The following is a 12057-nucleotide window of genomic DNA, read 5'->3' as shown; positions in this document are numbered from 1 at the left end:
GGCCGAGTGATGACGGGTACGGCTGAGATGTCGATGGGGGCGGGCGTGGCGTGTATGGGGGCGGCGGTCTGGCTGTTGGGGGAGCGGGACTCGGTGGCGCGTCGGGCGCGATTGCTGCTCGCGGCCGGCGGAGCGGTCGGGAGTGTGCCGCCCGGGTGGCGGCGGATGACGGGTGGGCTGCGGCGGGTCCGAGGGCAGCTGCGTGCCGAGTGGTGGTCGCCGGTGGCCGGGCTGGTGCTGGCGGTGCTCGGGGCGTCGGTGCTGCCGGTTCTGCTGGGAGTTGCCGGGGTGCCGTTGCTGCGCCGGGTCCGGCTGGCCGGCCGGGCGACGCGGGACCGGGAGCGCCGGGCGGATGCGGTGATCGCGCTGTGCGGGGCGCTCGCCGGGGAGGTGCGGGCCGGACGCCAGCCGGGTGAGGCGCTGTTGCGGGCCGCTCGGGACCGCGGGGGACTTGTGGACGCGCAGTCGACGGTGCTGGCGGCGGCGCGCTTCGGTGGCGACGTGCCGGGCGCACTCGAAGCGGCGGCCCGGCAACCGGGAGGTGAGGGCCTGCGGGGGCTCGCGGCGTGCTGGCGGGTGGCCGTGGACCAGGGTGCGGGGCTCGCGGCCGGACTCGACCGGCTCTCCGCCGCCTTGCGGGCTGAACGGGACCAACGTTCCGATCTGCGCGCCCAGTTGGCGGGCGCTCGGGCCACGGCGGTGATGCTCGCCTGTCTGCCCGCCCTGGGCCTCCTCATCGGCGCCGCCCTCGGCGCCGACCCCCTCCGTGTCCTGCTGCACACAGGAGCCGGCCTGGGCTGTCTGGTGGTCGGCGGTGTGCTGGAGGGCCTGGGGCTGTGGTGGGTGCTGCGGATCGTGCGGGGCGCGGAGGAGGCGGCATGAGCGGGGAAGTTGTCCACAGGCTGGGGGTGGCGGTGGGGATCGTGCTGGCCCTCGGGTGGTCGGCGCGGTGGCTGACGGTGTCGCGGCGCCGCAGGAGGATACGGCGGCGGCTGGCCGAGCTGTCGTTCCACGAGATGACCGCTCCCGTCCCGCGTCTCTCCTTGAGCCGGGCCGCTGCCCGGACTTGGCTGCCTCCTGCGGGTGTGGCGTGTGCCGGATGGGCTCTGGTGGGCGGCCTCGCCGGTGCCGCCGTGGGCCTGGCCGGAGCGGTGGGGATGTGGCGCTGGCGGCTTCGGCAGGAGCAGGAGGCGGCGGGTGCGGACGCGCGGGCACCCGACCTCGCCGAGGCTGCGCGGCAACTGCCACTCGCGGCCGACCTGCTGGCGGCCTGCATCGCTGCGGGTGCCGGCCCGGTGATCGCGGCGCAGGCGGTGGGCGAGGCCCTGGGCGGCCCTGTGGGCGACGCCCTGGCGCGTGGCGCGGCGGAGGTCCGGCTGGGCGGTGAACCGGGCGGGGCCTGGCGGAGGCTGGCCGCCGTCCCGGGCGCCGGAGGCCTGGCCCGGCTGCTCGAACGGGCCGGAGTGTCCGGACTGCCCGCCGCGGCACCGGTCGCACGGCTCGCGGCGGAGGCCCGGGCCGACTGGGGCCGCGCCGCGACGGCCAGGGCCCGCCGGGCGGGCGTCATGGTCAGCGCACCGGTCGGGCTGTGCTTCCTGCCCGCGTTCATCGCGGTCGGCGTGCTGCCCGTGGTGATCGGGCTCGCGGGCGGGGTGCTCGGAGGAGGTGGTGGATGACGCGGATACGGGCCGGAGAGGTCGGCGCGACCCGAGAGAGGTCGGCGTGACCCGGCGGAAGTCAGCGACACCGACAGAAGTTCGGACTTTTTCACGGAGGTTGAGATGTGTCAGGCAGTACGGGCGCGGCTGCGTGCCCTGGTGTGCGGGATGCGTGTGGCGCGGAGGGACGAGGGGATGGTCACGTCCGAGTACGCGATGGGAATCGTCGCGGCGGTGGCGTTCGCGGTCGTGCTCTACAAGGTCGTCACCAGCGGCGCGGTCAGCGGGGAGCTGCAGAGCATCGTGACGGAAGCCCTCAATGCGCGGATGTGAGCGGGGTTCGGACCAGGGGTTCGTCACGGCGGAGTCGGCCGTGGTGCTGCCCGTGCTGGTGATGTTCGCCATGGCGCTGGTGTGCGGTTTGCTGGCCGTGGCCGCGCAGATCCAGTGCGTGGACGCGGCACGGACGGGCGCTCGCGCCGCGGCCCGCCAGGACCCGCCCGGCGCGGTCGTGCGGCTGACCCGTGAGGCGGCGCCGCCCGGCGCGAAGGTGACCGTCAGCCGGGAGGCGGAACACGTCCGGGTGATCGTCGTGGCCGAACCGCCGGTGCTGCGCGGGCTGTCCTTCGCCGTGCGCGAGGAGGCCGTGGCGTCTGTGGAGGAGGCGGTGGGCAGATGAGACGCCGGGGCATGACGCGCGACGCCCCGGACCGGGGTTCCGCCACCGTCTGGAGCGTCGGGGCGATCGCCGTCCTGTGTGTGGTGTTCGGCGTCGTCCTCGCGCTGGGACAGGCCGTCGCGATCCGGCATCGGGCGGCGGGCGGCGCGGATCTCGCGGCGCTCGCGGCGGCGGACCACTGGGCCGAGGGCGGTACGGCGGCCTGTGACCGGGCCGGCCGGGTGGCCCGGGCACAGGGCGTGCGGCTCGTGCGGTGCGAGGTCGTCGGCGACATCTCGGACGTGACGGCGGCGTCGGGACGTGGCCCGTTCACGGCGGAGGTCAGGGCGCGGGCGGGGCCTCCGACGGCTCCCCCGGAGCTCCCGTCGGCGGTGGGGAGGACACGGGTCGGCCCTCCAGCGGATTCTCCGGGCCTGCGGTAGGCGGCGGGGAGGGCGCCGGACGGTCCTCCAGTGGCTCCCCCGGACCTCCGGTCGGCTGCTCGGCCGCCACGCTCTCCGCCGTTTCCCGCTCCCCCGTCTCCTTCTCCTCGGGGGCGCCCTCCAGGAGCACCGTGAGCAGCCGCACCGCCCCTCTCTTGTGCAGCGGGTCGTTGCCGTTGCCGCACTTGGGGGACTGGATGCAGGACGGGCAGCCGGCGTCGCACTCGCAGGAGGCGATGGCCTGGCGGGTGGCGGTCAGCCAGGTGCGGGCGGTGTGGAAGGCGCGCTCCGCGAAGCCCGCGCCGCCGGGGTGGCCGTCGTAGACGAAGACCGTGGGCAGCAGCGTGTCGGGGTGGAGCGGGACCGACACGCCGCCGATGTCCCAGCGGTCGCAGGTCGCGAAGAGGGGGAGCAGGCCGATCGAGGCGTGCTCGGCGGCGTGCAGGGAGCCTCCGAGGATCTCCGGGTTGATCCGGGCCCGGTCCAGTTGGTCCTCGGTGACGGTCCACCACACGGCCCGGGTGCGCAGCGTACGAGGAGGGAGGTCGAGTTTCGTCTCGCCCAGCACTTCACCGGTGATGAGCCGTCTGCGGAGGAAGGAGACGACCTGGTTGGTGACCTCGACGGAGCCGAAGCAGAGGCGGCCGTCGCCCCAGGGGATCTCGGTGTCCGTCTCCAGGACGGAGATCGACGTCGTGTCGCGGGCGACCGTGGAGTACGGCGGGGCGGCCTCCTCGACGAGGGCGACGGAGTCCTCCATGTCCAGGGAGCGCACCAGGTAGGTGCGGCCCTGGTGGAGGTGGACCGCGCCTTCGTGCACCGTCGAGTGCGCGGCGCCGGCGTCGACCGTGCCGAGCAGCCGGCCCGTGCCGGTCTCGACGACCTGGACCGGGCGTCCGCCTTCACCGCGGATGTCGGTCAGGTCGGCGGCGCGCTCGCGGCGCGTCCAGTGCCAGGCCTTGGTGCGGCGGCGCAGCAGCTTCGCGGCCTCCAACTGGGGCAGGAGGCCCTCGCTGGCCGGGCCGAACAGGTCGAGGTCCTCGTCCGTCAGGGGCAGCTCCGCCGCGGCGGCGCACAGGTGCGGGGCCAGCACATAGGGGTTGTCCGGGTCGAGGACCGTGGACTCGACGGGCTGGTCGAACAGGGCCTCCGGGTGGTGGACGAGGAAGGTGTCCAGCGGATCGTCGCGGGCCACCAGAACGGCCAGCGCCCCCTGCCCGGACCGTCCGGCCCGGCCCGCCTGCTGCCACAGGGAGGCGCGGGTCCCGGGGTAGCCGGCGATGACGACCGCGTCCAGGCCGGAGATGTCGATGCCGAGTTCGAGGGCGTTCGTCGCGGCGAGGCCCAGGAGTTCACCCGAGTGGAGGGCGTGTTCGAGTGCGCGGCGTTCTTCCGGGAGATAGCCGCCCCGGTACGCCGCGACACGCCGGGCGAGCGACCGGTCGACCTCGGCCAGCCGCTCCTGGGAGATGACCGAGATCAGCTCGGCGCCGCGCCGGGAGCGCACGAAGGCGACCGAGCGCACGCCCTGCACGGTGAGGTCGGTCAGCAGGTCGGCGGCCTCGGCGGTGGCCGTGCGGCGGACGGGGGCGCCCTTCTCGCCGTGCAGCTCGGTCAGCGGCGGCTCCCACAGGGCGAACACCAGTTCGCCGCGTGGGGAGGCGTCGTCGGCGACCTCCAGCACCGGCAGGCCGGTGAGGCGGCGGGCCGCCACCGAGGGCTCGGCGGCGGTGGCGGAGGCCAGCAGGAACACGGGCGAGGCCCCGTAGCGGGCACACAGCCGGCGCAGCCGGCGCAGCACCTGGGCGACATGCGAGCCGAACACGCCGCGGTAGGTGTGGCACTCGTCGATGACGACGTACTTCAGCGATCTCAGGAAGGAGGACCAGCGGGGGTGGGACGGAAGGATGCCGCGGTGCAGCATGTCCGGGTTGGTCAGGACGTAGTTGCCGTACTGGCGGATCCACTCGCGTTCCTCGAACGGAGTGTCGCCGTCGTAGACGGCCGCGCGCACCGAATGGCCCAGTGGATGTGAAAGTTCCTTCACCGAACGGCACTGGTCCGCCGCAAGGGCCTTGGTGGGAGCCAGGTAGAGGGTGGTCGCGCCGCGGCCGTTCGGGGCCTCGGCGCCCTCCAGAAGGGTGGACAGGACCGGCACGAGGTACGCCAGGGACTTGCCGGAGGCCGTGCCCGTCGCCACGACGACCGACTCGCCGTCCAGCGCGTGCTCGGCCGCGCGCGCCTGATGGGCCCAGGGGTGTTCGATACCCGCGGCCCGGACCGCGGCGACGACCTCCGCGCGGATCCGGTCCGGCCAGACGGCATGCCGACCCACGCGCGGGGGCAAGTGCTCCGTATGAGTAACGCGCGAAGCCCTGCTCGGACCGGATGCGAGCCGGTCCAGGACCACGCCCGGCGCGGGTCGGGAAGCGGGGTCCGTCGGGGTTCGATCGGATCGGTGATTCTTGGCCATCGGCACCGAGTGTGTCACTGGCGTGACGGACAATGGAGCCAAGGCGTCGTGCACGCCTGCCGGTAAGTGATTGAATGCCATCGCGGCTGGCGAAGCGTCCAAGGGCTGAAGCCGAGTGCCCCAAGGGCGACCGCTCGATAGCAAGGTGCTGGAGGATCCGTGGACCTGTCCCTGTCGACCGAAACCATGGGCGATCGCACGATCGTCAGGGTCGGTGGCGAAATCGACGTATATACCGCGCCCAAGCTGCGCGAGCAGTTGGTCGAGCTGGTGAACGACGGCAGTTTCCACCTTGTCGTCGACATGGAGGGCGTGGACTTCCTCGACTCCACCGGACTCGGCGTACTGGTCGGCGGCCTGAAGCGCGTACGAGCCCATGAGGGCTCCCTGCGCCTGGTCTGCAACCAGGAGCGCATTCTGAAGATCTTCCGTATCACCGGCCTCACCAAGGTGTTCCCGATTCACACCTCGGTCGAGGAAGCGGTTGCGGCCACCGACTGACACCGGTCCCGGGCCTCGTGCCCGGGCCGGCCGAAGCACGGCAGAAGTTCGGAAGAAGTGAAGACCGAGGGGGCCCGGGCTTTCGGCGGCCCGGAGCCTCCCCACAGCACGCCCGTAGTTGCGAGGGGGATGCATGGCCACCGTTGAGCTCCGCTTCAGCGCGCTGCCCGAGCACGTCAGGACCGCCCGGCTGGTGGCGGCAGCGGTGGCGCGCAGGGCCGGAGTGGACGAGGCCGTCCTCGACGAGGTCAGGCTCGCCGTCGGCGAGGCGTGCACCCGTGCCGTCGGGCTGCACCAGACCGTGGGGATCTCGGCACCGGTGAAGGTGCTGCTGATCGAGGAGGAGAAGCAGTTCTCCATCGAGGTCGGCGACGAGGCCCCGCACGCGGTCCCGGGTGAGCACGCGCCCGGCCCCGGCGACCCCGACGGGGAAGCCGACGAGGACGAGATGGGCCTCGCGGTCATCAGCGGACTCGTCGACGACGTCGAGGTCAGCGCGGGAGAGCACGGCGGATTGATCAAGATGACGTGGCCGACCACGCCGCCGCCGACGATTCTGGTCTGAACCGGCCACGCCACACACTGTTCCTGACGAAGGGCCCCACTCGTGGGGCCCTTCGTCATGTGCGGCTGTCAGTGCTCGCCTTTACAGTAGTTCCTGTGCCGTTCATCGCGTGAATTCGTTCACGATCATTCGCGTGCTCAAGGGGCGCCGCAGAATGCTTTCAGGGCATTACCTCGGTAGTCTAATTCCGTTTATCGCGCTCTGTTTTGATCAGGTTCCGGTACCTACAATCCCGTCCACATCTTGAGCTCAGCCCAAGCGTCAAGGAGGACGAATGGCGGGGCTTTTCAACTCACCACAGTCGGGTCATCCCACCGACCTCGCAGCCGCCGTACTGACCGATGGCAACCGCGTCCTCATCGTGGTCATCGCGGTCGTCGCACTGGCGGCACTCGCGGTCGCGGGGGTCCTGGTGCGCCAGGTACTCGCGGCCGGCGAGGGCACCGACAGCATGAAGAAGATCGCGGCGGCGGTCCAGGAAGGCGCGAACGCCTATCTGGCGCGGCAGCTTCGCACGCTCGGCGTATTCGCCGTGGTCGTGTTCTTCCTGCTCATGCTGCTGCCCGCGGACGACTGGAATCAGCGTGCCGGACGTTCGGTGTTCTTCCTGATCGGAGCGGCGTTCTCGGCGGCCACCGGCTATATCGGCATGTGGCTCGCCGTACGCAGCAATGTGCGTGTCGCCGCGGCGGCGCGTGAAGCCACCCCGGCGGCAGGCGAGCCGGAAAAGGATCTGACCGCCGTCTCGCACAAAGCGATGAAGATCGCGTTTCGCACGGGCGGCGTGGTCGGCATGTTCACGGTCGGCCTCGGCCTGCTCGGCGCCTCGTGCGTGGTGCTGGTGTACGCGGCCGACGCGCCGAAGGTGCTCGAGGGCTTCGGCCTCGGGGCCGCGCTGATCGCGATGTTCATGCGTGTCGGCGGCGGCATCTTCACCAAGGCCGCCGACGTCGGCGCCGACCTGGTCGGCAAGGTCGAACAGGGCATTCCGGAGGACGATCCGCGCAATGCCGCGACCATCGCCGACAATGTGGGCGACAACGTCGGCGACTGCGCGGGCATGGCGGCCGACCTCTTCGAGTCGTACGCCGTCACCCTGGTCGCCGCGCTGATCCTGGGCTCGGCGGCCTTCGGCGACGCCGGGCTCGGCTTCCCGCTGCTGGTGCCGGCGATCGGTGTGATCACCGCGATGATCGGCATCTTCGCGGTGGCGCCCAGACGCGCGGACCGCAGCGGTATGAGCGCCATCAACCGCGGGTTCTTCATCTCCGCGGTGATCTCGCTCGTACTGGTGGCGGTGGCCGTCTTCGTCTACCTGCCGGGGAAGTACTCGGAGCTCGACGGCGTCACCGATGCCGCCGTTCTGGGCAAGGACGGCGATCCGCGGATCCTCGCGCTCGTCGCGGTGGCCATCGGCATCGTGCTCGCCGCCCTGATCCAGCAGCTGACGGGCTACTTCACCGAGACCACCCGCCGGCCCGTGAGGGACATCGGCAAGACCTCGCTCACGGGTCCGGCCACCGTCGTCCTCGCCGGAATCTCCGTCGGTCTCGAATCCGCCGTCTACACCGCCCTGTTGATCGGCCTCGGCGTGTACGGGGCGTTCCTGCTCGGCGGTACGTCGATCATGCTGGCGCTGTTCGCGGTGGCGCTGGCCGGCACGGGTCTGCTCACCACGGTCGGCGTGATCGTCGCGATGGACACCTTCGGGCCGGTCTCCGACAACGCGCAGGGCATCGCGGAGATGTCCGGTGACGTCGAGGGCGCGGGCGCGCAGGTGCTCACCAACCTGGACGCGGTCGGCAACACCACCAAGGCGATCACCAAGGGCATCGCGATCGCCACAGCCGTGCTCGCGGCGGCGGCACTGTTCGGGTCGTACCGCGACGCGATCATCACCGGAGCGCGCGACGTGGGCGAGAGGCTCGGCGGCGAAGGCGCACCGATGAGCCTGATGATGGACATCTCGCAGCCCAACAACCTCGTGGGTCTCGTCGCGGGCGCGGCGGTCGTCTTCCTCTTCTCGGGCCTGGCGATCAACGCCGTGTCGCGGTCGGCGGGTTCCGTGGTCTTCGAGGTGCGGCGGCAGTTCCGCGAGAAGCCCGGGATCATGGACTACAGCGAGCAGCCGGAGTACGGCAAGGTCGTCGACATCTGTACCAAGGACGCGTTGCGCGAGCTCGCCACGCCCGGTCTGCTGGCCGTGCTGGCGCCGATCTTCATCGGGTTCACGCTCGGCGTCGGTCCGCTCGGCGCGTTCCTGGCGGGCGCGATCGGCGCGGGCACGCTGATGGCGGTGTTCCTGGCCAACTCCGGCGGCGCCTGGGACAACGCAAAGAAGCTCGTCGAGGACGGTCATCACGGGGGCAAGGGCAGCGAGGCCCACGCGGCGACCGTGATCGGCGACACCGTCGGCGACCCGTTCAAGGACACCGCCGGTCCCGCGATCAACCCGCTGCTCAAGGTCATGAACCTGGTGTCGCTGCTGATCGCCCCCGCGGTGATCAAGTTCTCCTACGGTCCGGACAAGAGCATCGGCATGCGGATTCTGATCGCGGCGCTCGCGTTCGCCGTGATCGCCGGGGCGGTCTATGTGTCAAAGCGGCGCGGCATCGCCGTAGGTGACGAGAACAACGCCGAACCGGAACCCAAGTCTCCGGATCCGGCGGTGGTTTCGTAGGGAGGTCCGTCAAGCCCCAGCTCAAGGTGCGGGCGGGCGGCGTGCGTTGGCGCGTCGCCCGCTCGCACTGTGTGACCGCACGCCGCATCGTGAGCCTTGTCTCGCCTGGATCAAAAGGTAACAAATAGGTCTTATTAGGTTCTCGGCGTGCGGTTGCCGTGCCCCTGGCGTGTATGTTCCGGGGCCGAGAGCCATGGAAGGGACCAAACCGGTGAACAAGAAGCTCGCGGCCGCACTGTCCGGCGGTGCGGTACTGGTACTGGCGCTGTCGGGCTGCGGCGGCGACGAGAACGAGAAGCTGGACTCCTGGGCCAAGGACGTCTGCGACGCCGTACAGCCGCAGGCCAAGAAGATCGAGTCGGCCAATGCCTCGATCCAGAAGGAGACCTCGGACAACAGCACGCCGGAGGACGTCCAGAAGACCGACGCAAAGGCCTTCCAGGACATGTCCGACGCCTACAAGGCGATCGGGGCCGCGGTGAACAAGGCCGGCGCGCCGGACGTCGAGAACGGCGAGACGAAGCAGAAGGACGCGGTCAAGGAGCTCAACACGATCTCCGCGTCGTACGCCTCGCTGAAGAAGCAGGTCGACGACCTCGACACCAAGGACCAGGGCAAGTTCGCCGACGGTCTCAAGGACATCGCCACCGAGCTGGACAAGCTGAGCAAGAGCGGCAACGACGCGCTCAGGAACCTGGAGGAGGGCGAGGTCGGCCAGGCGATGGCCCGGCAGTCGAGCTGCAAGGCGGCGACGGGACCGGCGTCGGCCACCTGAGCCGGACCGTTCCTGAGCCGACCGTTGGTGAGGGGGCCCGCGACGGCTGAGCCGGGAGTGACGGCTCAGCCGCAAGTGACGGGTGAGCTGAGAGTGACGGCTCAACCGGAAGCGACGGCTGAGCAGAGCCGCGCAGGCCTGCGCGATACCCGGCACGGGCACGTGCGCCACCGGTGTCTGCGGCCACAATGGGGGCGTGAGTAACGCCAGCCAGTCACCCCTGCCCCCGCTGCCCGCCCCCGACCGCCCCGAGGTCGCCGCCCGGCTCCGGGACGCCCTGCTCGGGGCCTCCTTCACCGCCGACGGACTGCTCGAACTGCTGGGCGCCCCCGCGTACGCGGCGCTGGCCCGGAGCGAGACCGTGCCCGCGCTCCGGGCCACCCGCGGGGACACACCGCTGGAGATGCTCGTCCGGCTGTTCCTGCTCCAGCAGCCCGTGCCGCACGCGCGCGTGGCGGACGCCCTGCCCGTCGACGCCTGCCTGGAGAGCGGCTGGCTCAGGCGCGCGGGTGCGGACGAGCTGGCCGCCACGGTGGACGTGCGGCCGTACGGCGGGCCCGACGGCGAGGACTGGTTCATCGTGTCGGACCTGGGCTGCGCGGTCGGCGGCGCCGGCGGGATCGGCAGCCGCCACGAGGGAGTCGTCCTGGGCGTCGGCGGCGCCTCCACGACCCTCGCAGGCATCACCGTCCGCACGCCCGTCGGCGCCGCCCTCGACCTCGGGACCGGATCCGGTATCCAGGCGCTGCACGCGGCCCGGCACGCCACCCGTGTGACGGCCACCGACCTCAACCCGCGCGCGTTGCACATCACCGGTCTCACGCTGGCCCTGTCCGGTGCCCCGGCCGCCGAGCTGCGCGAGGGCTCCCTCTTCACCCCGGTCCGGAACGACGAGACGTACGACCTGATCGTCTCGAACCCGCCGTTCGTGATCTCTCCCGGTGCCCGGCTCACCTACCGCGACGGCGGCATGGGCGGGGACGATCTGTGCCGCACGCTCGTATCGGAGGCGGGGGAGCGGCTGAACGAGGGCGGGTTCGCGCAGTTCCTCGCCAACTGGCAGCACGTGGAAGGGGAGGACTGGCAGGACCGGCTCCGGTCATGGGTGCCCCGGGGCTGCGACGCGTGGATCGTGCAGCGCGAGGTGCAGGACGTCAACCAGTACGCCGAGCTGTGGCTGCGGGACGCGGGCGACCACGAGGGTGACGCGGCGGAGTACCAGGCGCGGTACGACGCGTGGCTCGACGAGTTCGAGGCGCGCAAGGTGAAGGCCGTCGGCTTCGGCTGGATCACCCTGCGCAGGACGGGCGCCGCCGTGCCCTCCCTCACGGTGGAGGAATGGCCGCATCCGGTCGAGCAGCCGCTCGGGGACACCATCAAGGCCCACTTCGACCGGCTCGACCACCTCCGGGGCCGCGACGACGCCGCCCTGCTCGAAGGCCACTTCCGGCTGGCCGCCGAGGTCGTGCAGGAACAGGTCGGGCTGCCCGGCGCCGAAGATCCCGAGCATGTCGTGCTGCGCCAGAACCGCGGTATGCGCCGGGCGACCCGGGTGGACACGGTCGGCGCGGGCTTCGCGGGCGTCTGCGACGGCACGATGAGCGCGGGCCGCATCCTCGACGCCATCGCCCAGCTGATCGGCGAGGACTCAGTGCTGCTGCGCGACCGCACACCGGCGCAGATCCGGCTGCTCGTGGAGCAGGGGTTCCTGGAACCGGTCCGCTGAGGGGCCGCCCGGCGGGGCGACGTGCTGAGGGGACCGGCGAAAAGTCCGCCGAGACATCCACCATGAGATCCACCATGAGATCCGCCGGGAGATCGGCCAATAAATTTCGAGTCGATTTGGACACCTCGTCCCGAACGGGTCCCGAGGGCCCGGCCCTCCCCGATCCACGGCCGCGTCGCCCCGGCGTTCACCTCCGGTTCGCCTGCCCGCCGCCAACGCGTGTCAGCCTCCCGGGGCTGGAGAGTCGCGGACTGGGGAAAAGGGGCGCGGGGGCGATGGAGAGCGAACCGGCGATCTTCGCGGGAGCGGTGTTCTCCCTGTTCGGAGGGGGACTGCTGACGTGGACCGTGACGCGCGTACGCCGGCACCAGCCCGTCGCCGAGGGTGTGAGGCCCGTCGCGTCTGCGACCCTCGCGAGCGTCGTCGCGGTGCTCGCCCTGGCGGTCGGGACATGGTGCTTCACCCGTCTCTGAAACCGGCTCCGGCGTCGCGCCCGCCGGTGATCGAGAGGTCGCGCTCCGCATAGGACCGGGCCGGGTACGGGCACTCCGGGCGGCAGGAATGGTGGTAGTCGGGTT

At 71.6% G+C, this 12057-nt stretch carries 12 protein-coding genes; 11 read left to right on the top strand and 1 reads right to left on the bottom strand.

Going from position 1 to position 12057, the window contains the following annotated elements:
- The first annotated feature begins 9 nt into the window (after window positions 1-9).
- From ACFZBT_RS11880 to ACFZBT_RS11860, 5 genes are all read left to right on the top strand, one after another.
- Complete coding sequence (locus ACFZBT_RS11880; protein WP_391101594.1) at window positions 10-882, top strand: type II secretion system F family protein; 873 nt, start codon at window positions 10-12, stop codon at window positions 880-882.
- The gene (locus ACFZBT_RS11875; RefSeq protein WP_391101592.1) at window positions 879-1676 is read left to right on the top strand and encodes a type II secretion system F family protein; all 798 of its coding nucleotides are present in this window, start codon (window positions 879-881) and stop codon (window positions 1674-1676) included. The genes ACFZBT_RS11880 and ACFZBT_RS11875 overlap by 4 nt, the downstream gene beginning before the upstream one ends.
- Before the next feature lie 105 nt (window positions 1677-1781).
- On the top strand, window positions 1782-1991 hold the full coding sequence (locus tag ACFZBT_RS11870; RefSeq protein ID WP_391101589.1) for a DUF4244 domain-containing protein: 210 nt from the start codon (window positions 1782-1784) through the stop codon (window positions 1989-1991).
- Window positions 1978-2337: a TadE family type IV pilus minor pilin gene (locus ACFZBT_RS11865; protein WP_391101587.1), complete on the top strand. Its 360-nt coding sequence runs from the start codon at window positions 1978-1980 to the stop codon at window positions 2335-2337. The genes ACFZBT_RS11870 and ACFZBT_RS11865 overlap by 14 nt, the downstream gene beginning before the upstream one ends.
- A gap of 11 nt (window positions 2338-2348) precedes the next feature.
- On the top strand, window positions 2349-2759 hold the full coding sequence (locus ACFZBT_RS11860) for an Rv3654c family TadE-like protein (protein WP_391101584.1): 411 nt from the start codon (window positions 2349-2351) through the stop codon (window positions 2757-2759).
- Here ACFZBT_RS11860 and ACFZBT_RS11855 read toward each other — a convergent pair.
- Window positions 2659-5313, bottom strand: a complete 2655-nt coding sequence (locus ACFZBT_RS11855) for a DEAD/DEAH box helicase (RefSeq protein WP_391101582.1) — start codon at window positions 5311-5313, stop codon at window positions 2659-2661. The genes ACFZBT_RS11860 and ACFZBT_RS11855 overlap by 101 nt on opposite strands.
- A 78-nt stretch (window positions 5314-5391) precedes the next feature.
- Between ACFZBT_RS11855 and bldG the strand changes: the two genes are divergently transcribed.
- From bldG to ACFZBT_RS11825, 6 genes are all read left to right on the top strand, one after another.
- Window positions 5392-5733: an anti-sigma factor antagonist BldG gene (gene bldG, locus ACFZBT_RS11850; protein ID WP_003991900.1), complete on the top strand. Its 342-nt coding sequence runs from the start codon at window positions 5392-5394 to the stop codon at window positions 5731-5733.
- Between the two features lie 133 nt (window positions 5734-5866).
- Complete coding sequence (locus tag ACFZBT_RS11845) at window positions 5867-6298, top strand: ATP-binding protein (protein WP_382491091.1); 432 nt, start codon at window positions 5867-5869, stop codon at window positions 6296-6298.
- 274 nt (window positions 6299-6572) lie between these two features.
- Complete coding sequence (locus ACFZBT_RS11840) at window positions 6573-8978, top strand: sodium-translocating pyrophosphatase (protein ID WP_391101579.1); 2406 nt, start codon at window positions 6573-6575, stop codon at window positions 8976-8978.
- 193 nt (window positions 8979-9171) lie between these two features.
- Window positions 9172-9753, top strand: a complete 582-nt coding sequence (locus tag ACFZBT_RS11835; protein ID WP_391101576.1) for a small secreted protein — start codon at window positions 9172-9174, stop codon at window positions 9751-9753.
- Window positions 9754-9949: 196 nt separating this feature from the next.
- Window positions 9950-11479 (top strand): methyltransferase, encoded by a 1530-nt coding sequence (locus ACFZBT_RS11830; RefSeq protein ID WP_391101574.1) that lies wholly within the window; start codon window positions 9950-9952, stop codon window positions 11477-11479.
- Between the two features lie 275 nt (window positions 11480-11754).
- Window positions 11755-11952 (top strand): hypothetical protein, encoded by a 198-nt coding sequence (locus ACFZBT_RS11825; RefSeq protein ID WP_391101571.1) that lies wholly within the window; start codon window positions 11755-11757, stop codon window positions 11950-11952.
- Window positions 11953-12057 lie beyond the last annotated feature (105 nt).

It is taken from the genome of Streptomyces sp. NPDC008137, from assembly GCF_042957035.1.
In the GTDB taxonomy this organism is placed as follows: Bacteria; Actinomycetota; Actinomycetes; order Streptomycetales; family Streptomycetaceae; genus Streptomyces.
The sequence above is the reverse complement of the archived record's forward strand: the minus strand, read 5'-3'. Positions and strand labels throughout refer to the sequence as shown.

Excerpts from the sequence above, each read along its gene's own strand:
- ACFZBT_RS11880 (WP_391101594.1), top strand. The coding sequence starts at position 10 with ATGACGGGTACGGCTGAGATGTCGATGGGGGCGGGCGTGGCGTGTATG.
- ACFZBT_RS11875 (WP_391101592.1), top strand. The coding sequence starts at position 879 with ATGAGCGGGGAAGTTGTCCACAGGCTGGGGGTGGCGGTGGGGATCGTG.
- ACFZBT_RS11870 (WP_391101589.1), top strand. The coding sequence starts at position 1,782 with ATGTGTCAGGCAGTACGGGCGCGGCTGCGTGCCCTGGTGTGCGGGATG.
- ACFZBT_RS11865 (WP_391101587.1), top strand. The coding sequence starts at position 1,978 with ATGCGCGGATGTGAGCGGGGTTCGGACCAGGGGTTCGTCACGGCGGAG.
- ACFZBT_RS11860 (WP_391101584.1), top strand. The coding sequence starts at position 2,349 with ATGACGCGCGACGCCCCGGACCGGGGTTCCGCCACCGTCTGGAGCGTC.
- ACFZBT_RS11855 (WP_391101582.1), bottom strand. The coding sequence starts at position 5,313 with ATGGCATTCAATCACTTACCGGCAGGCGTGCACGACGCCTTGGCTCCA.
- ACFZBT_RS11845 (WP_382491091.1), top strand. The coding sequence starts at position 5,867 with ATGGCCACCGTTGAGCTCCGCTTCAGCGCGCTGCCCGAGCACGTCAGG.
- ACFZBT_RS11840 (WP_391101579.1), top strand. The coding sequence starts at position 6,573 with ATGGCGGGGCTTTTCAACTCACCACAGTCGGGTCATCCCACCGACCTC.
- ACFZBT_RS11835 (WP_391101576.1), top strand. The coding sequence starts at position 9,172 with ATGGAAGGGACCAAACCGGTGAACAAGAAGCTCGCGGCCGCACTGTCC.
- ACFZBT_RS11825 (WP_391101571.1), top strand. The coding sequence starts at position 11,755 with ATGGAGAGCGAACCGGCGATCTTCGCGGGAGCGGTGTTCTCCCTGTTC.